Origin of the sequence: Paenochrobactrum sp. BZR 201-1, assembly GCF_044987585.2 — a bacterium.
GTDB lineage: Bacteria > Pseudomonadota > Alphaproteobacteria > Rhizobiales > Rhizobiaceae > Paenochrobactrum > Paenochrobactrum pullorum.
This window is the reverse complement of the sequence record NZ_JBJDRZ020000006.1, coordinates 95263-114894: the sequence shown is the minus strand read 5'-3', so window position 1 is coordinate 114894 and position 19632 is coordinate 95263. Positions and strand designations below refer to the sequence as shown.

General features: G+C 48.7%; 20 protein-coding genes. 9 read left to right on the top strand and 11 right to left on the bottom strand.

Features of this window, described 5'->3' with window-relative positions; genetic code table 11:
* Window positions 1–22: 22 nt before the first annotated feature.
* On the top strand, window positions 23–346 hold the full coding sequence (gene hspQ, locus ACI0FR_RS05680) for a heat shock protein HspQ (RefSeq protein ID WP_404906340.1): 324 nt from the start codon (window positions 23–25) through the stop codon (window positions 344–346).
* 36 nt (window positions 347–382) lie between these two features.
* Here the strand turns inward: hspQ and ACI0FR_RS05675 are convergent, their stop codons facing one another.
* Window positions 383–1552 carry a pyridoxal phosphate-dependent aminotransferase gene (locus ACI0FR_RS05675; protein ID WP_404906281.1) on the bottom strand — a complete coding sequence of 390 codons (1170 nt, stop codon included), beginning with the start codon at window positions 1550–1552 and terminating at the stop codon, window positions 383–385.
* Window positions 1553–1798: 246 nt separating this feature from the next.
* Here ACI0FR_RS05675 and ACI0FR_RS05670 point away from each other — a divergent pair, with 246 nt between their 5' ends.
* The 6 genes from ACI0FR_RS05670 to aat all read left to right on the top strand — a co-directional run bounded on the left by ACI0FR_RS05670 (window position 1799) and on the right by aat (window position 7283).
* Window positions 1799–3163: a M48 family metalloprotease gene (locus ACI0FR_RS05670; protein WP_404906341.1), complete on the top strand. Its 1365-nt coding sequence runs from the start codon at window positions 1799–1801 to the stop codon at window positions 3161–3163.
* 69 nt (window positions 3164–3232) lie between these two features.
* Window positions 3233–4009, top strand: a complete 777-nt coding sequence (locus tag ACI0FR_RS05665; protein WP_374830242.1) for a DsbA family protein — start codon at window positions 3233–3235, stop codon at window positions 4007–4009.
* 181 nt (window positions 4010–4190) lie between these two features.
* Window positions 4191–4634, top strand: coding sequence for a type II 3-dehydroquinate dehydratase (gene aroQ, locus ACI0FR_RS05660; RefSeq protein WP_374830240.1), 444 nt, complete (start codon window positions 4191–4193; stop codon window positions 4632–4634).
* Between the two features lie 32 nt (window positions 4635–4666).
* Window positions 4667–5131, top strand: coding sequence for an acetyl-CoA carboxylase biotin carboxyl carrier protein (accB, locus tag ACI0FR_RS05655; protein WP_374830238.1), 465 nt, complete (start codon window positions 4667–4669; stop codon window positions 5129–5131).
* Between the two features lie 18 nt (window positions 5132–5149).
* Window positions 5150–6508, top strand: a complete 1359-nt coding sequence (gene accC / locus ACI0FR_RS05650; RefSeq protein WP_374830236.1) for an acetyl-CoA carboxylase biotin carboxylase subunit — start codon at window positions 5150–5152, stop codon at window positions 6506–6508.
* Between the two features lie 205 nt (window positions 6509–6713).
* A complete protein-coding gene (aat, locus tag ACI0FR_RS05645) occupies window positions 6714–7283 on the top strand; it encodes a leucyl/phenylalanyl-tRNA--protein transferase (protein ID WP_404906342.1) in 570 nt (189 codons plus the stop codon).
* 45 nt (window positions 7284–7328) lie between these two features.
* Here the strand turns inward: aat and ACI0FR_RS05640 are convergent, their stop codons facing one another.
* The 7 genes from ACI0FR_RS05640 to ACI0FR_RS05610 form a co-directional block, all read right to left on the bottom strand.
* A complete protein-coding gene (locus ACI0FR_RS05640; RefSeq protein WP_374830543.1) occupies window positions 7329–7691 on the bottom strand; it encodes a DUF2155 domain-containing protein in 363 nt (120 codons plus the stop codon).
* Window positions 7692–7926: 235 nt separating this feature from the next.
* A complete protein-coding gene (locus tag ACI0FR_RS05635; RefSeq protein ID WP_374830234.1) occupies window positions 7927–8337 on the bottom strand; it encodes an NADH:ubiquinone oxidoreductase subunit NDUFA12 in 411 nt (136 codons plus the stop codon).
* Between the two features lie 163 nt (window positions 8338–8500).
* Window positions 8501–9004, bottom strand: a complete 504-nt coding sequence (locus tag ACI0FR_RS05630) for a GNAT family N-acetyltransferase (protein ID WP_404906282.1) — start codon at window positions 9002–9004, stop codon at window positions 8501–8503.
* A gap of 1 nt (window position 9005) precedes the next feature.
* Window positions 9006–10508, bottom strand: coding sequence for an Asp-tRNA(Asn)/Glu-tRNA(Gln) amidotransferase subunit GatB (gatB, locus tag ACI0FR_RS05625; RefSeq protein WP_404906283.1), 1503 nt, complete (start codon window positions 10506–10508; stop codon window positions 9006–9008).
* 79 nt (window positions 10509–10587) lie between these two features.
* Window positions 10588–12411 carry a glutamine--fructose-6-phosphate transaminase (isomerizing) gene (gene glmS, locus ACI0FR_RS05620; RefSeq protein WP_404906284.1) on the bottom strand — a complete coding sequence of 608 codons (1824 nt, stop codon included), beginning with the start codon at window positions 12409–12411 and terminating at the stop codon, window positions 10588–10590.
* Between the two features lie 167 nt (window positions 12412–12578).
* Window positions 12579–13949: a bifunctional UDP-N-acetylglucosamine diphosphorylase/glucosamine-1-phosphate N-acetyltransferase GlmU gene (glmU, locus tag ACI0FR_RS05615; protein ID WP_374830226.1), complete on the bottom strand. Its 1371-nt coding sequence runs from the start codon at window positions 13947–13949 to the stop codon at window positions 12579–12581.
* A gap of 76 nt (window positions 13950–14025) precedes the next feature.
* Window positions 14026–14787, bottom strand: a complete 762-nt coding sequence (locus ACI0FR_RS05610) for a cytochrome c biogenesis CcdA family protein (protein WP_404906285.1) — start codon at window positions 14785–14787, stop codon at window positions 14026–14028.
* Between the two features lie 229 nt (window positions 14788–15016).
* On the opposite strand from ACI0FR_RS05610, the gene ACI0FR_RS05605 reads away from it, so the two are divergent.
* On the top strand, window positions 15017–15301 hold the full coding sequence (locus tag ACI0FR_RS05605) for a DUF3572 domain-containing protein (RefSeq protein ID WP_374830220.1): 285 nt from the start codon (window positions 15017–15019) through the stop codon (window positions 15299–15301).
* A gap of 195 nt (window positions 15302–15496) precedes the next feature.
* Here ACI0FR_RS05605 and rnk read toward each other — a convergent pair whose 3' ends face one another.
* On the bottom strand, window positions 15497–16009 hold the full coding sequence (rnk, locus tag ACI0FR_RS05600; protein ID WP_374830218.1) for a nucleoside diphosphate kinase regulator: 513 nt from the start codon (window positions 16007–16009) through the stop codon (window positions 15497–15499).
* A gap of 348 nt (window positions 16010–16357) precedes the next feature.
* Between rnk and ACI0FR_RS05595 the strand changes: the two genes are divergently transcribed.
* The gene (locus ACI0FR_RS05595; RefSeq protein WP_404906286.1) at window positions 16358–17704 is read left to right on the top strand and encodes a DNA polymerase IV; all 1347 of its coding nucleotides are present in this window, start codon (window positions 16358–16360) and stop codon (window positions 17702–17704) included.
* Here ACI0FR_RS05595 and murI read toward each other — a convergent pair.
* Entirely contained in the window at window positions 17701–18567 is an 867-nt protein-coding gene (gene murI, locus ACI0FR_RS05590; protein ID WP_404906344.1) for a glutamate racemase, read from the bottom strand. The two genes, ACI0FR_RS05595 and murI, sit on opposite strands and share 4 nt — an antisense overlap.
* Window positions 18567–19397 carry an RNA methyltransferase gene (locus tag ACI0FR_RS05585; RefSeq protein ID WP_374830216.1) on the bottom strand — a complete coding sequence of 277 codons (831 nt, stop codon included), beginning with the start codon at window positions 19395–19397 and terminating at the stop codon, window positions 18567–18569. The genes murI and ACI0FR_RS05585 overlap by 1 nt, the downstream gene beginning before the upstream one ends.
* Between the last annotated feature and the right edge of the window lie 235 nt (window positions 19398–19632).

Below are 19632 nucleotides of genomic sequence, written 5' to 3'. Positions count from 1 at the left end.
ATAATACGGGAATAAGAAACTGATAAAACACGCTAAATTTCAAATCGGTCAAGTTGTGAAACATAAGTTATTTCCATTTCGCGGAATCATTTATGATGTTGATCCGGAATTTTCGAATAGTGAAGAATGGTATCAGTCCATTCCGGAAGACCGACGGCCACGGCGCGACCAGCCGTTTTATCATCTGTTCGCTGAAAACAGTGAAACAGAATATTCGGCCTATGTTTCAGAACAAAACTTAATGGTCGATGATAGTGGAGAACCCCTGCGCCACCCGCAAATCAACAATCTATTCAGCCGGCAAAATGACGGGCAATATCAGATCAAACACAATCTGATGCATTAAAAAAAACGGAAGATCCCCTCTTCCGTTTTTTATCAATCATATATGGACGCGACCAAACCAGTCAGCCATACGGCGCACGGCTTCCCGCATCTCTTCTTCACTGCCAGCATATGAAAAACGCATAGTGCGATGCCCGTCAACCGGATCGAAATCACGGCCCGGCGTTGCAGCAATATTGATTTCACTCAGCATCTTATAGGCTAATGCCATACTGTCATTGGTAAAGTTCGATACGTCACAATAAGCGTAAAATGCGCCGTCCATTGGGGCAGCAAATTTCAAACCAATATTGGGCAATTGTACATTCAGCAAAGTACGATTGCGCCGGTAGCGATCTTTCACCAGTTCAAGCTCTGAAGTGCCGTCAAAAGCTGCAATCGCTGCATGTTGTGACAATTCCGGAGCCGAAATATAAAGGCTTTGCGCAATGCGCTCGACAGCGCGAATATCGCTTTCAGGCAAGACCATCCAGCCGATGCGCCAACCGGTCATGCAATAATATTTGGAAAATGAGTTGATAATTGTCACATCATCAGCCAGCTGCAATGCAGTCATATCATCGCTATCATATGACAGACGATGATAGATTTCGTCCGACAGCACACGGATATTGCGCTCTTTTGCAGTCTCGATAATAGCGCGCAGTTCTTTGGTCGACAAAACCGCACCGGTCGGATTGGCAGGACTGGCAAAAAGCACGCCTTTCAGCGGTTTTTCTGCATGGGCAGCAGCTAAAGCTTCGGCAGTTAAATTGCTATCTTTGCCATCACCGGCACCAATTTCCACCACTTCAATTCCCAGCGTTTTGAGAATATTGCGATAGGCCGGATAACCAGGACGCGTAATTGCTACTCTGTCACCGGGGTTAAAATAAACCAGAAAAGCCAGATTGAAAGCAGCAGACGAACCCGTTGTTACCGCAATGCGTGACGGATCAACATTCACGCCATAATAATCTGTATAATGCCTGGCAATTGCTTCACGTAAGCTTCGCAAACCCAACGCATCCGTATAGCCGATACGACCATCTTTCAGAGCTTTTTCAGCTGCTTGCAATACCACTTTGGGTGCCGGATCAGCCGGCTGCCCCACTGCCATTGAAATAACCGGAGCCCCTAATGAACGCTGATGATTGGCTTTCGCCAGCAAGTCCATTGCATAAAAAGGTTCAATTTCGCTACGGGCTGAAAAAATGCTCACGGCCATCTCCGGTATAAATTAAACAATAAAAAGCGCCAGATTTGCTGTCTGATGCCCACCATGCCGTATATTTGCCCGATTAATAAAGCAATCGATTCACGCATATGTAGCAAAGCTGATTATAATCAATTGCAACAAATTATTTTTATATCAATAGATTATCGGCTATGGATATGTAGTGTTAAATGGAAGGCTGACATGATGACCCCCGCCAAGCAACAAACGGTATCGTTGTTCAACACCTCCTGCCGCATGCTTACGAAAGGCACGACTGCCAGATTTCTTGCCAGCACACTGACATTGGCGATCGCAGTAACAAGCACCCTGCCCGCATTGGCACAATCACGCAGCGTATCAATCATTCGTGATGCTGAAATCGAAGCATTGATTACGGATTACACCAATCCGATTTTAAACGCCGCCGGTTTAAAAAAGCGCAATGTTCAAACGATTCTCGTCAATTCGAGCAGTTTTAACGCTTTTGTCGACGGTCGACGTATTTTTATCAATACCGGTGCATTGGCACAATCCGAAACCCCGAATGAGCTGATTGGCGTCATCGCGCATGAAGCAGGCCATCTGGCTGGCGGCCATCAGGATCGTTTGCGTGAACAATTAAGCCGCGCCAAAACCATGGCTGTCATTGGTGCACTTATCGGAGCGGGCGCCGGTGTTGCAGGGGCTGCAGCTGGCAATAGTTCGGCTGTTGGAGCAGCAGGCGGCATTGCACTTGGCAGCGGCGAAGCGGCCATGCGCAGTCTTTTATCTTATCAACGTACAGAAGAAATCACCGCAGACCGCTTGGCTATCAATTATCTCAATGCAACCGGTCAATCCGCCAAAGGAATGCTGACCACTTTCTCGCGCTTTGCCAATGCTTTGTCTTTGAACGGCACCCAGATTGATCAATATCGGGTGAGCCACCCATTACCGCGTGAACGCATTGCCAATCTGGAAAATTTGGCAAAAGCCAGTCCGCATTTTAACAAGACAGACAGCGCGGCTCTTCAATTGCGCCATGATATGGCGCGTGCAAAGATTGCGGCCTATTCCGGCATGGGCTCGGTGCAACGTATTTTCCGCAATAATCCACGCGGCCTTGCTGCCCGATACGGCGATGCAATCACCACCTATTTAAATGGTTCTGCCCGCAATGCCTTGCCCAAAATTGATGCGCTCATCAAAGAGCAACCGAAGAATCCTTATTTTCACGAGATTCGCGGTGAAATCTTAATGAAAGCCAATGACCCTGTGGGGGCCGCAAAAGCGATGCAGCAGGCCACCGCACTTGATCCGAAGAAATCCAGTTTGTTGCGCATGAGCTATGGCCGCGCACTGATGCTGACCGGCACAAAAGCCAATATGCCTGCCGCGATCCGCGAATTAAAAGCAGGCATTGCCCGCGATCCGGAATTCCCGAGCGGCTACGGTTATTTGGCTCAAGCCTATGGTCAATCAGGTGAAATTGCTTTGGCAGATCTTGCGACTGCCGATATGCATTATTATTCCGGCAATCGCCAGCAAGCGAAAATATTCGCAACCCGTGCACAGCAAAAAATGAAAAAAGGTTCGCCTGACTGGTTGCGCGCGCAAGATATTATCAACACCAAAAAATAACAGCACTTGACCACATTGCCTCATCAAGGCGATAGGATATGGTATAAAATTAAAGAGATTGGAATTCGTATGACCCGTGCATTCACGACTCTGTTTGCCAGCGCCCTTATCGGCAGCACAGCTCTATTCGGCGGTGGCTTTGCACAATTGCAAGCGCAGGCACAATCAGCTTCAGCTCCGCTTGACCAGACAGCTGTTGAGAAAATCGTACGGGACTATCTGATCAAAAACCCTGAAATTCTGACAGAGATGCAAACGGCACTGGAAACAAAACAAGCCGCAGAACAAGAAATTCGTATCAAGCAGGTCATTGCCAGCAATCAGGAAGAATTGCTCAATTCCAGCCATGATGCTGTTCTCGGTAATCCTGATGGGGATGTGACTGTCGTTGAATTTTTTGATTACAATTGCGGCTATTGCAAACGCGCCATGCCGGATATGGAAGCCATTATCAAAAGCGATCCGAATGTCCGCTTTGTGATGAAAGAGTTTCCGATTTTGGGCCCTGATTCAATCAAAGCGCATATGGCGGCACAGGCATTCAAGCTGATGATGCCGGAAAAATATCGTGATCTTCATATGGCTTTGATGACAACGCCTGATCGCTCCACCGATGAAACTGTCATTGCTGAAGCCGTCAAGCTTGGCGCTGATGAAGCAGCTTTGCGTGAAAAAATTAATTCACCGGAAGTGACATCTTCATTTCAAAATGCTTATAAACTTGCAAACGAACTCGATATCAACGGAACGCCTTCCTATGTTATTGGCAATGAACTGGTGCCGGGGGCGATCGGCGCTGACGGTTTGAAGGAACGAATTGCGCAAGCACGCGCTCAGAAAAAATAAAATGTCATATTTTGGTGGAGAAATCCACCAAACTTATATATTACGACTATTTTAATGGGTTTTAACTTGCCGCGCGCAAGTCTATATGAAATGGAATTTCGGCTCGGGATTATTTGAGGCGATATACGCCGATAAGACAGGCTGGTAAGACAGGTCAGAAAAACAGGCCAGAAAAACAGGTATGACCAAAAAAGTTTTTGTGCTCAACGGCCCTAATTTAAATTTACTCGGCACGCGTGAGCCGGGTATTTATGGTGTGACAACACTTGAAGGGATTTCAGAAGCCTGTAAACAGGAAGCTGAAAAGCTTGGGCTTGAGATTGACTTTCGTCAATCCAATTATGAAGGTGATCTTGTCAGCTGGATTCAGGAGGCAGGCGCTGAAAATGCGTTTGTGCTGATTAATCCGGCGGCTTACACGCATACATCTGTTGCATTGCAAGATGCGATCAGAGCTGCACAAGTAACAGTGATTGAGGTTCATCTTTCCAATATCCACGCGCGTGAACCGTTCCGCCAGCATTCTTATGTTTCTCCGGTCGCCAAAGGCGTCATCTTCGGATTAGGAGCACAAGGATATCTGCTAGGATTACGCGCTCTCGCGGCATTTGCCACAGAACAATAAAACACGGGCACAAGCGTTAAAGGGGCCTTATAATGTCATCTAAAAGCTCTGGTATCGATAAAGAGATCATTCGCGATCTCGCCAATATCCTCAACGACACAGATCTGACAGATATTGAAGTCGAACATGGTGAATTGCGCATCCGCGTTTCACGTAAAATAACAGTACAGCAGGCTCCTGCCTATCAAGTTCCTGCAATGGCTCCGGCCGCTGCCGCAGCACCAGCTACGACGCCTGCCGAAGCTACTCCGGCTGATGTTTCTAAAAATGCTGTCCCTTCACCAATGGTTGGTACCGCATATATGGCTCCGGCACCTGGTGCACGCAACTTCATCGAGGTTGGCACTCAGGTTAAAGAAGGCCAGACGCTGCTGATCATTGAAGCAATGAAGACCATGAACCAGATTCCGTCACCACGTGCAGGAACGGTTAAAGCTATTCTCGTTGCTGACGCTCAACCGGTCGAATTTGGTGAGCCTCTGGTCGTAATCGAATAATTTTCGGCGAGGATCATCATGTTTCAAAAAATTCTCATAGCCAATCGTGGCGAGATTGCTCTTCGAATACTCAGGGCCTGTAAGGAACTGGGCATTAAAACCGTTGCTGTTCATTCGACAGCAGATGCGGATGCTATGCATGTCCGTCTGGCTGATGAGAGTGTTTGCATCGGCCCTCCTCCTTCCCGCGACAGCTACCTGAACATCCATCAGATTGTAGCTGCCTGCGAAATTACCGGCGCGGATGCTATTCATCCAGGTTACGGCTTCTTGTCTGAAAACGCCAAGTTTGCAGAAATTCTGGAAGCACATTCCATCACCTTTATTGGCCCGACCGCTGCACATATCCGCATCATGGGCGATAAGATTGAAGCAAAACGCACTGCAAAACGTCTTGGTATTCCGGTTGTTCCGGGTTCAGAAGGCGGCGTAACCGATGATGCGGAAGCGGCCCGAATTTCTGCGGAAATCGGCTATCCGGTCATCATCAAAGCCACTGCCGGCGGTGGTGGTCGCGGCATGAAAGTGGCGCATTCGGAAGAAGAGCTTTCAATTGCTCTTTCGACTGCGCGAACCGAAGCTGGTGCAGCTTTTGGCAATGATGCTGTGTATATTGAAAAATACTTAAGCAAACCACGCCATATTGAAGTGCAAATCGTTGGCGACGGTGCCGGCAATGCCATCCATTTGGGCGAACGCGACTGCTCCTTGCAGCGTCGTCACCAGAAGGTCTGGGAAGAAGCCAACTCACCTGCCCTCAACGAAGAAGCCCGTCACAAGATCGGTATGATCTGCGCCAATGCGGTGGCAGAACTTGGCTATCGTGGTGCCGGTACGATTGAATTCCTTTATGAAGATGGCGAGTTTTATTTCATTGAAATGAACACCCGCCTTCAGGTGGAACACACAATCACCGAAGCCATTACCGGTATTGATCTGGTGCATGAGCAAATCCGTGTTGCAGCAGGGCTTGGTCTTTCTGTCAAACAGCAGGATGTGCGCTTCTCCGGTCACGCAATCGAATGCCGTATTAACGCCGAACATCCGGAAACATTTGTGCCATCACCTGGCCAGATTACCCATTACCACACACCAGGTGGTCTTGGTATCCGCATCGATTCCGGTGTTTATTCCGGCTATCGCATTCCGCCATATTACGACAGCATGATCGGTAAGCTGATTGTGCATGGCCGTAACCGCGTGGAATGCATGATGCGTCTGCGCCGTGCATTGGATGAGTTTGTTGTTGATGGTGTCAACACAACCATTCCGCTGTTTCAGGATCTGGTTTCCAATCAGGACATTGCTAATGGCGACTATGACATCCATTGGTTGGAAAAATATCTCGCCAACAAAGCGGCAGCTGCCAAGCGCTAAGCGGTTTTAACAGCATATTCCGCTTTACAAGCGAAAGCTAAAATCAAACCGGCAACAACATCATTGTTATTGCCGGTTTATTTTTGTGTCTATTTTTTGAAAACCATAGCCAGCCATTGCAAATATTAAAGATTCATGGCGAACTCTCATTATGACCCAAAATATCGACGCTCTCGACAAAGACGAATTATATATTGACCCGGATCTGCTTCTACGCGCCTATGCGTCGGGTGTTTTCCCAATGGCCGAAGAAGAGGACGATCCGGAAATTTATTGGGTACGTCCCGAAAAGCGCGGCATTATTCCGCTTGAAGATTTTCACGTCTCCCGCAGCCTTGCCAAAACCATCCGTAAGCAAAAATATCAAATTAAAATGAACACGGATTTTGCAGGTGTTTTGCGCGGTTGTGCCAATGGCGAAGGTGAGCGTGAACGCACATGGATCAATGATCCCATCAAAGCATCCTGCATGCGTCTCCATGCTTTGGGACATGCCCATAGTGTAGAGGCATGGGATGGAGACGAACTTGTCGGTGGCCTTTACGGCATTAGTGTGAGGCGTGCTTTCTTTGGTGAAAGCATGTTCAGCCGTAAGCGCGACACTTCAAAAATCTGCCTCGCCTTTTTGGTTGAACATCTCAAAAGTCGTGGCTTTATTCTGCTGGACACACAATTCATAACCGAACATTTAAAAAGTCTCGGAGCGATTGAAATTACCCGCAAACAATATGAACGTCGTCTTGAAGAAGCTCTCACAGGCGACGCCATGTTTTAACATGGTGCGCTTAGGCACAATATAAATAGTTAGGATCTGTGCTGATCAATTGCCTTTGGCAGGTGCCGGCACATCAGACTTCTGTTTGCAGTCTTTCAGCCAGACATCGTAAACGGCGTGCTCGACCGCGTTGAGACCAGGACTATCGGCAAACATCCAGCCATTAAAAATACGGCGAATTTTGCGGTCAAGGGTAATTTCATCCACTTCGACGAAACTATCCGTGCGCGGCGCCTCATTATCCGTGCGGGAATAGCAAACTTTTGGCGTTACCTGTAAAGCACCAAACTGCACCGTTTCGTTGATATAAACATCGAATGTGGTGATGCGACCGGTGATCTTGTCGAGGCCGGAAAATTCAGCCACAGGATTTTCAATGCGATCTGCATGTGCGACGCCACCTGCCATCAACAAGCAGGTTGCAAAAACACAGCTTAATTTTCCGGCGCTATGGCAGCGACTGACCAGAGTGGTTGCTGTTCCTGATAGTAACCGGCAAATGATCATGACCAAGTAAATATCCGTCCAAATGTTTCCGATGAATAACTTAAATATAAATTGTGGCGATTCGGAGCAACCGAACAACCTGAAATAAAAAAGCGCCGCGATATTTATCCGGCGCTTTTGTTCTCACAAACCTGAATTATGAACCGGGTGTCCAAGCATCATATTCACCGGTTACACGAGGACGTTCTCCCTGCGTAGTTCCCGGCAACGCAATCGCACCTTTAGGGCGATAGGCAAGCGGTGAACCGGTGAGATTGGCAAGGTGTGGCTTTTCCCATTCACGCGGTTTGTAATCTTCCTGTGAAGGCGGTGTATCAACGCGATGATGCATCCAGCCGTGCCAACCAGCCGGAATGGCACTTGCTTCAGAATAGCCGTTATAGATCACCCAGCGGCGGGTGCGACCTTCAGAATCCTTGCCGCCCTGATAGTAAATATTGCCGAATTCATCCTCGCCCACACGTTCACCTTTACGCCATGTGTGCAGGCGGGTTCCGAGCGTCTGCCCATTCCACCAAGTGAAGAACTGTGTCAAAAATTTCATCATGGCTTTATTCCGGATCCAAAATATTTAAGCGGTTCTGTCGGCGTTAAACGTCACGTAAATCGTTCATTGGCTTATGGACTTTTCAACGCAAGATGGCAAGTTCCGATAGCGGGTCATCTTGACGCTGAAATAAAAAAAGACGGAAGTTTGAAGGCCGCCATCTTCACATCACCCAAGCATTCAGGCTCTTTTGCAAAATCAGTACAGGTTCTTTAAAATTCAAAGAACCCCACTCTGCATTGCGGCCAATTTGGATGTAGCCCTTTTGCTCATAAAATCGACGGGCACGGACATTCACTTCCAACACTTCAAGCTTCATTGCAGTAACACCCGGAAAAGCCGTTTCGATCTCATCCAGCAGTGTCGTACCAACGCCTTTGATCTGCTCTTCAGGCAACACATAAAGTTGATTGAGGCTTGCTGTTTCACGGGTCTCTTGATGGGTATAGGCCATACCGATAATACGCCCGTTGCCATCATCTGCGACCAAAAACTCCGAATAAGGGCGCTTCAAATTGGCTTTCAAAGCCGACAATGAATGCCACTCATTGGTGATTGTTTTGACGATCTCCTTACCCAGAACATCGTCAAAACTTGCGCTCCACGTGGTCAACAGCAGCTCGTGAACGGCTTTTAAATCCGCTTCAGCGGCTGTACGAACCCACATATTATTCCTCGATACCAAGTTTGGCTTTGACCAGATCATTGACAGCCTGCGGGTTTGCTTTACCGCCGGTTGCTTTCATCACCTGACCAACAAACCAACCAGCCAAAGATGGTTTGGCTTTTGCCTGTTCCACTTTGTCGGGATTGGCAGCAATCACCTCATCAACGGCTTTTTCAATCGCACCGGTATCGGTTACCTGCTTCATGCCGCGGGTTTCAACGATAGCTTTCGGGTCGCCACCTTCATTCCAGACAATTTCAAACAAATCTTTGGCGATCTTGCCCGAAATGGTGCCTTCTTTGATCAGATCAATGATCGCACCCAGTTGATCGGCTGAAACCGGTGTTTCTTCGATATCTTTACCAGCCTTGTTCAAAGCACCGAGCAGATCATTGATAACCCAGTTGGCAGCAATCTTGCCATCACGACCCTTAACGATCGCTTCATAATAATCAGCAATCGCTTTTTCAGTAACCAGAATAGATGCATCATAAACCGAAATGCCCTGCTCTTCGATCAGGCGATGCTTCTTGTCATCCGGCAATTCGGTCAAGTCTGCGGCAAGCGCATCAACGAAAGCTTGATCAAATTCAAGCGGCAGCAGATCAGGATCAGGGAAATAACGATAATCATGCGCTTCTTCTTTAGAGCGCATGGAACGGGTTTCGCCCTTAGCCGGATCAAACAGGCGGGTTTCCTGATCAATCTTGCCGCCATCTTCCAAAATTGCAATCTGGCGACGCGCTTCATATTCAATCGCCTGACCGACAAAACGGATCGAATTAACGTTTTTGATTTCGCAACGTGTGCCAAATTCGCCGCCCGGACGACGCACAGAAACGTTAACGTCGGCGCGCATCGAGCCTTCGTCCATGTTGCCATCGCAGGTGCCCAAATAACGCACAATGGTGCGCAGCTTGGTCAGATAAGCTTTGGCTTCATCGGACGAGCGCAAATCTGGCTTGGAGACGATTTCCATCAACGGCATGCCGGAGCGGTTCAAATCCACATAAGACATGGTTGGATGCTGGTCATGCATGGATTTACCGGCATCCTGCTCGAGATGGATGCGCTCAATGCCGATTTCCACATCTTCAAACTGGCCTTTGGAATCAGGGCCAACCGAAATCATGATCTTGCCTTCACCGACAATCGGCTGCTGGAACTGTGAAATCTGGTAGCCCTGCGGCAGATCAGGATAGAAATAATTTTTGCGGTCAAAAACCGATTTCAAATTGATCTGTGCCTTCAAGCCAAGGCCGGTACGAACGGCCTGACGGACACATTCCATATTAATGACCGGCAACATGCCCGGCATCGCTGCATCAATCAGCGACACATTGGCATTCGGCTCGGCACCGAAAGATGTGGAAGCGCCGGAAAACAGCTTTGATTCTGAAGTGACCTGCGCATGGACTTCCATGCCAATCACAACTTCCCAATCGCCGGTGGCGCCGGAGATAAAACGTTTTGGTTCAGGCGTACGTGTATCAATAAGGGACATACTGGCTCGTCACTGCTAAGTTTTAAGTTTTCTATTGGCTAGAACAAAGCCAGCGCTGAGGCAAGCTTTTCAGCTACTTTCATTCAACTGTTACCGATTTTGCAAGATTTCGTGGCTGATCCACATCGGTTCCCATGAAAACCGCAGTGTAATAGGCCAGCATTTGCACAGGCAAGGCATAAAGCAGCGGAGTGATAAATTCAGCCATTTCGGGCAGAATAATTGTCGCCATTGTATCAACACTGGCGTTGTTGGCGCCCTCTGCATCGGTAATCAAAATAATGCGTCCGCCGCGTGCTGCCACTTCCTGCATATTGGAAACGGTCTTTTCATAAAGACGATCAGACGGTGCAATCACTATCACCGGAATTGAATCATCAATCAAGGCAATCGGCCCATGCTTCAATTCACCGGCTGCATAGCCTTCGGCGTGAATGTAAGAGATTTCCTTCAATTTCAGAGCGCCTTCCATCGCCAGCGGGAAAGAGGTACCGCGGCCTAAATAGAGCACATGTTTAACTTGCGCCAATTCACGGCAAATTTTCTCAATCTCGCCTTCAAGTTTGAGTACCTGATTGGCAATGCGCGGCACTTCCGACAATTGCTTGACCAGTACACGCTCTTGTGCGTCATCAATCACACCACGCTGTTTGGCCGCCATAATCGCCAATGATGCCATCACGGTGAGCTGACTGGTAAAAGCCTTGGTCGAAGCCACGCCGATTTCCGGTCCTGCAAGAATCGGGAAAACAGCAGCAGATTCGCGCGCAATAGTGGAGGTCGTCACATTGACGATTGAAGCAATTTTCAAGCCTTGCGCTTTGCAATAGCGCAGTGAAGCCAGCGTGTCGGCTGTTTCACCCGACTGCGACACAAACAGTGCCAAAGTGTCTTTGGAAAGCGGCATTTCGCGGTAACGGAACTCAGACGCAATATCAATATCCACCGGCAAACGCGCAATCTGCTCGAACCAATATTTGCCGATTGCAGCCGCATAATAAGCAGTACCGCAGGCAGACATCGACAAACGGTCGATCTTGCTGAAATCCAGTTCCGCCACATCCTGACGCACAGTGCCGGTGGAGAGATCGAGATAATGCGCCAATGTATGGCCGATCACTTCCGGCTGCTCATGGATTTCTTTTTCCATGAAATGGCGGTGATTGCCTTTGGAAACCAGAAACTCCTGTGACTGTACTTTTTGGACAGCGCGTTTCACTTCCATGTTTTGTGCATCATAAATAGTGGCACCGTCTTTGCGCACCACAACCCAATCACCATCTTCCAGATAGCAGATCATATCGGTGAGCGGCGCCAGAGCAATCGCATCTGAACCCAGATACATTTCATTGTCACCATAGCCGATTGCCAGTGGCGGCCCTTGACGCGCACCAATCAGCAGGCCTTCAACACCTTCAAAAATAATCGCCAGCGCAAAAGCACCCTGCAATTGCGGCAAGGCAGCTTTGACCGCTTCAATCGGCGGCAGGCCGCGATCCATCTCGCGGGTAACCAAATGAGCTACGGCTTCGGTGTCTGTCTCAGTTTCAAACACATAGCCATCAGCCTGAAGGCTGGCACGCAGTTCTGCAAAATTTTCAATAATACCATTATGGACGACAGCCAATCGCTTGGTCATATGCGGGTGCGCATTGCGCTCAACCGGTTTGCCATGCGTTGCCCAACGGGTGTGCCCGATGCCAATGACACCCGGCAAAGGCTGGTCTTTCAAATGGTTTTCAAGATTGACCAGCTTGCCCTCGGCACGACGACGCGCCAAAGCACCTCCATCAAGGGTTGCGATACCAGCAGAATCATAACCGCGATATTCAAGCCGCTTCAAACTGTCGACCAAAAGAGACGCCACATCTCTGCCGGCAACGATACCAATAATTCCGCACATAATTAAAATTCCCGAGTTTAGTCGAATAGATATTTACTGATAATAAATCTGTCAGGGCTTTTTAAAAATGAGCTGCCCTGACAGAGCATTCTGCATAAAGATAAACTGTGTTCAGATATAATCACTCATGCTTTTCAGCCTTTTTTTAAAACTGAAAAGCATGAGTGTCAGCCTTCTCTTCTGGCTTTAATCTGCGCTTTGAGAGCAGCATATTTTTCACGCAAAATCGACGCGCGGCCTTCTTTGACCGCCTGACGGGCACGCCCTAAAGCCAGCGCATTATCCGGCACATTTTCAACAATCACACTGCCGGAAGCCACATAAGCATTATCGCCAATGCGCACTGGTGCAACCAGTGATGAATTGGAGCCGATAAAGCTGTTTTCGCCGATCTCGGTTTTAAACTTGTTATAGCCATCATAGTTGCAGGTAATGGTACCGGCACCAATATTGGCGCTCGCACCCACCGTTGCGTCACCAATATAAGAAAGGTGATTAACCTTGGCGCCCTCGCCGATTTTCGCGTTTTTCACTTCGCAGAAATTGCCGACTTTGGCTTTTGCCGACAAATCAGCACCCGGACGAAGACGCGCATAAGGGCCAACCTGTGCATCATTGCCGATAACAGCGCCTTCCAGATGGGAAAAAGCATGAATGATAGCACCGGTTTTAATGCTGACTTTCTCGCCGAAAAATACATTCGGCTCGATAATGACGTCCGGCTCAATTACAGTATCATGCGCGAAATAGACGGTTTCCGGTGCCAGCAATGTCACCCCGTCAATCATCATCGCCTGACGTTTACGGTTTTGCCAGATGCCTTCGGCTTGCGCCAATTCCAACCGATTGTTGATGCCAATCACATTATCGACAGGCACTTCAACGCCAACAACATGCAAGCCTTTGTCATGCGCAAGTTTCACAATATCGGTTAGATAATATTCGCCCTTGGCATTGTTATTATCCACCGCATCCAGCAGTGCCAGCAAATGCTGGCCACGCACCGCCATCAAACCGCCATTGCAAAAGCCAATGGCTTTTTGGGCGTCATTAGCTTCTTTTTCTTCGACAATAGCTACAAGCTTGCCGTTTTCTTCAATCAAGCGGCCATAGCCATGCGGATTTTCCGGACGGAAGCCCATCACAACCACATCGGCACCGTCGCCCAGACGCGTACGCGCCTGCTCCAAGGCCTGCGCTTCAATCAGCGGGGTATCGCCAAAAACGATCAGCACATCGTCGTAGCCGTGTGCAATGGCATCACGTGCTGCAAGAACGGCATGAGCCGTGCCTAAACGCTCGACCTGTTCATATGATGAAACATTTGCAGTTATTTTCTCAACCGCACCGCGCACCGCATCTGCACCACGACCAACCACCAGCGCCACATCGCTTTCACCCGTTGCTTGCACCGCTTTGACCACATGGCAAACCAATGGCAGACCGGCAATTTTATGTAAAACTTTCGGCAAGGCTGATTTCATACGTGTGCCTTCACCCGCGGCAAGCACAACAGAAAGACAGGAACGGCTGGTCATCATGTTTTATCCGTTATTGAAGAGCAATTTTGTGGATTATATTCACGAAGAATATCACCATTATTTCGTTAATATTTTAACCCAAACGACCTAAAATCGGGAAGGTTTCCAAAAGCCAAAACGCAAATGCCTGCATACCGCCCGTCAGGAATAGAACACCGGCAATAATCAGCAATATACCCATGACCTTTTCGACCTTACCCAAATGCACTTTAAATTTGGCCAAAAAGCGCATGAAGGCACCGGAAAAACTAGCTGCCAAAACAAATGGTATACCCAAACCCAGTGAATAAACGGCAAGAAGAGCCGCACCTTCACCAACGGTGCTGCTGCCGCCAGCCAAAGTCAGGATCGGCCCTAAAACCGGCCCGATGCAAGGTGTCCAGCCAAAAGCAAAGGCAAGCCCCATAATATAAGCGCCAAGCGGTGTGGCCGGGGCTCGATTGGCCTGAAAACGTGCCTCGCGCGACAATAGCGACAAGCGGAACACGCCTAAGAAATTAAGCCCCATAATGATGATGACCACACCTGCGGCCATTGCAATTTCCTGCTGCCACTGGCGCAAGAAATGTCCGATTGACGATGCACCGGCACCAAGAGCGACAAAAACGGTAGTAAAGCCCAGCACGAAAGAAAGTGAGGCAATCAGCAAAGCACGGCGTTTGCTGATTGCGACAGCTTTATCGGCCTTCACACTCACATCATTTTGGCGGAAATCATCAACACTGACACCAGCCATATAGCACAGATAAGGCGGCACCAACGGCAACACACATGGGGATAAAAATGATAATGCCCCGGCGCCCGCAGCGGTCAGGTAAGAAATATCCAGTGCCAATGAAATGTCTCCGGTGATCAATCACAGATATAAATCCGCTGATATATATTCAAGGTAAAGCCTGAGCTTGCAGACCTTATAAAGCATTTTTTCTTATATGAGCAACATCTGCACCATGCAGTGCCGCCGTGTTTTTTATTTCGTGATAAAAAGTCTTGATTTTAAAACTATCAAACTGCGCCGCTTTCACGATAATAGTCAAACCAGTTGATAAAAAAGGACCCCTTTCGTGAAAACAGCCCATAATGAGCAAGCTGAAGCACTCGCCATTGAAGCCCTGATCTGGCTGACACAAGAGCCGGAACTCATGTCACGCTTCCTCACCCTTACCGGAATAGATGCATCCGCTATCCGCAATGCGGCGCGTGAGCCAGGTTTTTTGAGCGGCGTTTTGCAATTTCTGCTGGCGCATGAGCCAACTTTGATGCGTTTTTGTGAGGCGACCGAAACAGAGCCTAACTCTGTCGTCACTGCCGCCAGACAATTGCCGGGTGGGCAAATGAGCGAATTTTAATCAAACATATTTAAATACAAAAAAGAGCGCCACTACAGCGCTCTTTTTTATGAACTTCTTAAGGCCAACTTGCCTTCAAGCTCCGCTTGAACATTATATATCAGGTCAAGCTGTGCTCGGGCTTAAAGCACGAGGTCATGCTACGCTTGGACGCTATGCGTTAAGTCAAGCTGCGCTTGGATATTATGCGTTAGGTCAAGCTGCGCTTGGACCGGGACCATCATCATCTGAAGAAGCATCTGCCGCCTGTTTGCGTGCAGCAAAATCAACAACTTCCACATTACCGTCAGCCGCAACAGGCGGTAAAGTCTCACCCGGTTTGCTGACCTGCACGACACTCAATTCCTGCATTTTGCCATCGCGCGCCGCAAAAGCAATGCTCTGACCCGATGCAAGACCAATCAAAGCCGCACCAATTGGCGTCAAAATAGAAATTTTGCCTTCCGCAATATCTGCTTCACCCGGATAAACCAGCGTTACACGGCGCTGTTGTCCATCCTGCGTTTTAAACTCAATCGCAGATCCCATCTGAATAACATGAGCCGGAACCTTGCCGACGGCCACGATTTTTGCACGTTCCAATTCGGCAATCAGCTCATCAGCCACCGCAGCAACGCGCTCCGGCGCATCTTCCGCAAGCCCCATCAGCCGATCATGATCCAACTGGCTGATAACAATATTCGGCTTTTTACGATTCTTTCCGCTCATGGCGATCCCACTATCGTTTGAATGATATCCGCCCTCAGGGTTTTGACGACCTGAGACCAGTTATTTTAATTTTTAATTGAAAGCGCTTTGGTTAATTTGCAAACATAAATACCATGTCTCCCCCTGAGTGCCAGCTGCGCTAAGCCGGTCTCCGAGGGCTAATATCCTGCGATCGGGTTAACCCGATGGAAAATGGATGTGACATGTTTCTTCATAACAACAGGGTTGGCGATAATAGCAATTTTGTCAAGCCCGACTCGCCGTCCCTGTTACTAATGTCGTATAGGTGCACATAAAAATATGTCGAAACATGTTCACAATATGTTCACCTTACGCTATAATCAACCCATGAAAGAGATGTCTGCTTTAAACGCCCCGGAAACAGGTTTTTGCCGTGATTGCCTTCGTATGCAACGAAGCGCAGAATCACATCGCTGTCATGCTTGTGGCAGTCCGCGTTTATTGCGCCATAAAGAGCTTTATAAGCTCTCGCTTGCCCATATTGATTGCGATGCTTTTTATGCAGCAGTTGAAAAACGCGACAATCCTGAATTGCTCGACAAGCCGCTGATTATCGGTGGGGGTACACGCGGCGTTGTTTCCACCGCCTGTTACCTCGCGCGCATCCATGGCGTTCGCTCTGCCATGCCGATGTTCAAGGCATTGGAAGCCTGCCCGCATGCAGTGGTTATTCCGCCCAATATGGAAAAATACAGCAAAGTTGGCCGTGAGGTGCGTCAATTGATGCGCGAGCTCACACCGGCTGTCGAACCGCTTTCCATTGATGAAGCTTTTCTGGACTTAAGCGGCACAGAGAACTTGCACAAAGCGCCTGCCTCTTTTGTACTGGCCAAATTTGTTCATCGTATTGAAAAAGAAATCGGCATCACAATTTCAGTAGGGCTTTCCTACTGTAAATTTTTGGCAAAAATCGCCTCCGACCTCGACAAACCGCGCGGCTTTGCAGTGATTGGTGAAGAGGAAGCGCTTTCCTTTTTACGCAATAAGCCGGTGTCGATCATTTGGGGTGTGGGCAAAGCCTTAACTGCCAAGCTCAACAGCGATGGTATCCGTACCATTGAGCAATTGCAGCACATCGAAGAAAGTGTACTGATGAAAGCCTACGGCGTGATGGGGCAGCGTCTTTATCGCCTCTCACGCGGGCAAGACACCAGACGTGTCGAGCCGGAACATGAAATGAAAAGTGTTTCAGCCGAAACAACTTTTAATCATGATCTGTTTGCGGCAAGCGATCTGATACCGGTATTGCGCGCATTATCGGAAAAAGTATCGCATCGTTTGAAAAATGGTGGCATAGCAGGCCATACGATTGTGCTGAAATTAAAAACCCAAGATTTCAAAAGCCGTACCCGTAATCGTCAATTGAGCAGCCCGACACAATTGGCCGACCGTATTTTTCATACCGGCCTGACCTTGCTTGAAAAAGAGCTGGACGGTACAAAATTTCGTCTGCTTGGCATCGGTGTCAGTGATCTGAGTGGCAATGAACGCGCCGACCCGCCCGATCTGGTTGACATCGAAGCAACACGGCGCGCAAAAGCTGAATCCGCAATGGATATCTTGCGCAATAAGTTTGGCCACAAAGCCGTTGAAACCGGCTATACATTTGGCAAATCCGGCCTTGGCCGCCCGCAAACCCCATCCGAACACATCAAACGGGAAGAGAAGGATTAACCTCTCTCGTCCTTGTCCATATGATCAAAATGCAGGCCGAAGCCCTGCAACAAGCGGCGAATAGCGAAATCCGGTTTGCCGGAAGTAAACTCTGCCACATCATGTGGGTGGTCGCTATTTACCGGTGACTTGGTGCCTTCCCCTAGCCCCTCATTCTCCTGCAACAGCGAAATCGTGCGCCGTGCAATCGCCTCTGCCGGATCAAGCCAATCAACCGGCCACGGAGCAAGTTTGCGGAAAACATTGGCTAAAAACGGATAATGCGTGCAAGCCAGCACAACAATGTCGGTTCTGCGTCCGTCTTCTTGGACAAAACATGGAGCGATCTGCTCGCTCACTTGCGCTTCATCAATTTTCTCACCACGAATATGAGCCTCTGCAAGGGTTGCCAATAAATTGGCGCCCACCAGCTTCACATGACATTTTGAAGCAAAAGACTGAATGAGATCATGGGTATAGGCACGACGCACAGTGCCAGGTGTTGCGAGCACCGAAACAAGGCCGGAACGGGTGCGTTCTGCCGCCGGTTTGATCGCCGGAACGGTACCGACAAATTTCATAAACGGAAAAGCGCGGCGCAAATCATCGAGTACCAATGTAGAGGCGGTATTACACGCAATCACCACGATTGCTGGCTTATGTTCAGCCAGCAATCGGTCAAAGAGTTTAATAATGCGATCACAAAGCGCTTCTTCTTCCCAATCGCCATAAGGAAAACCGGCATCATCCGCCACATAGACAAAGCGGCGATCCGGCAACCAGACCCGCAGTTCGCGTAAAACCGTCAAGCCGCCAATGCCACTATCAAAGACAAGTACCGGCGCTTTATCCGGCAGATTTTCATGATCCGGCTTTTCTTTCATCATAACTCGTCTGATCCTTCCGCTTTAACACGGGCACGCCCTTCCGGCGCACCGGAACCACGTGGCTGTTTTGGCGAAAATACATCCAGTGACGTCACAACGCCACGTAATAATTTAAGTTCGGCAGAAGCAAAACCGGCACGAGTCAGCACCGCACGCAAACCATCAACCATAACTGCCTTACGGGCTTCAGGGCGGAAATATCCGCGCGTATCAAGTGCATTCTCCAACTGGTCAAACAAGCCTTGCAATTCTTGTTTAGGTGCCGGTTCCATTTCGGGGCCACGGAAAACCGTGTCGGTTTCATTTTCCATGCCGGTTTTCATCCATTCATAGGACATCAGCAGCACGGCCTGTGCGATGTTGAGCGATGCGAAAGCAGGATTGACCGGAAAGGTCACCAATTCATCGGCAAGACCGACTTCATCATTTTTTAGGCCGACGCGCTCGCGCCCAAACAAAATGCCAACTTTTTCTTGTTGCTTAAAACGCTGACGTAGTATGCGGCTTGCCTCAACAGGGCTGCGCACAGCCTTAAAGCCATCCCGCTCACGCGCCGTGGTGGCATAAACAAAGTTCAAATCTGCAATGGCTGAGGGCAGATCATCATAGACAACAGCATTATCAATGACATGATCAGCCTTGGATGCAGCCGCTCGTGCTTTGGCGCTCGGGAACTCTTCACGCGGATTGACCAGTCTTAATTCCGCAAGACCAAAATTTGCCATTGCGCGCGCCACCATACCGATATTTTCCGGTAATTGCGGCTCGACCAAAATAATTGCGGGCCCCTCAGTAATCAGCGCGCGATGTTTATCCGTTCCGGCCATTTCTTCTTCCAGACTATAATTCAATTATACGTTTACTTGATTTGTCACTGACACAAATGACGGGAAATCGCAAAGATTTCTAAATGCCAAGATATCTGATCCTCATTTTCATATATGCTCATATACTAAAATAAATCAGGTAATCCAAAACAGGCTTTATTTTGTCTTTAAGACTAAAGAAACGCGGTTGTGACCAATAAAACCACGGTTAAAGCTTTGCCTTAGGCTTAAGCAA

What these genes read in the sequence shown, in the direction of transcription:
- ACI0FR_RS05675 (WP_404906281.1), bottom strand. Translation starts at nt 1,552, where the DNA reads ATGGCCGTGAGCATTTTTTCAGCCCGTAGCGAAATTGAACCTTTTTAT.
- ACI0FR_RS05670 (WP_404906341.1), top strand. Translation starts at nt 1,799, where the DNA reads ATGCTTACGAAAGGCACGACTGCCAGATTTCTTGCCAGCACACTGACA.
- ACI0FR_RS05665 (WP_374830242.1), top strand. Translation starts at nt 3,233, where the DNA reads ATGACCCGTGCATTCACGACTCTGTTTGCCAGCGCCCTTATCGGCAGC.
- aroQ (WP_374830240.1), top strand. Translation starts at nt 4,191, where the DNA reads ATGACCAAAAAAGTTTTTGTGCTCAACGGCCCTAATTTAAATTTACTC.
- accB (WP_374830238.1), top strand. Translation starts at nt 4,667, where the DNA reads ATGTCATCTAAAAGCTCTGGTATCGATAAAGAGATCATTCGCGATCTC.
- accC (WP_374830236.1), top strand. Translation starts at nt 5,150, where the DNA reads ATGTTTCAAAAAATTCTCATAGCCAATCGTGGCGAGATTGCTCTTCGA.
- ACI0FR_RS05640 (WP_374830543.1), bottom strand. Translation starts at nt 7,691, where the DNA reads ATGGCAGGTGGCGTCGCACATGCAGATCGCATTGAAAATCCTGTGGCT.
- ACI0FR_RS05635 (WP_374830234.1), bottom strand. Translation starts at nt 8,337, where the DNA reads ATGATGAAATTTTTGACACAGTTCTTCACTTGGTGGAATGGGCAGACG.
- ACI0FR_RS05630 (WP_404906282.1), bottom strand. Translation starts at nt 9,004, where the DNA reads ATGTGGGTTCGTACAGCCGCTGAAGCGGATTTAAAAGCCGTTCACGAG.
- gatB (WP_404906283.1), bottom strand. Translation starts at nt 10,508, where the DNA reads ATGTCCCTTATTGATACACGTACGCCTGAACCAAAACGTTTTATCTCC.
- glmS (WP_404906284.1), bottom strand. Translation starts at nt 12,411, where the DNA reads ATGTGCGGAATTATTGGTATCGTTGCCGGCAGAGATGTGGCGTCTCTT.
- glmU (WP_374830226.1), bottom strand. Translation starts at nt 13,949, where the DNA reads ATGACCAGCCGTTCCTGTCTTTCTGTTGTGCTTGCCGCGGGTGAAGGC.
- rnk (WP_374830218.1), bottom strand. Translation starts at nt 16,009, where the DNA reads ATGAGCGGAAAGAATCGTAAAAAGCCGAATATTGTTATCAGCCAGTTG.
- ACI0FR_RS05595 (WP_404906286.1), top strand. Translation starts at nt 16,358, where the DNA reads ATGAAAGAGATGTCTGCTTTAAACGCCCCGGAAACAGGTTTTTGCCGT.
- murI (WP_404906344.1), bottom strand. Translation starts at nt 18,567, where the DNA reads ATGAAAGAAAAGCCGGATCATGAAAATCTGCCGGATAAAGCGCCGGTA.
- ACI0FR_RS05585 (WP_374830216.1), bottom strand. Translation starts at nt 19,397, where the DNA reads ATGGCCGGAACGGATAAACATCGCGCGCTGATTACTGAGGGGCCCGCA.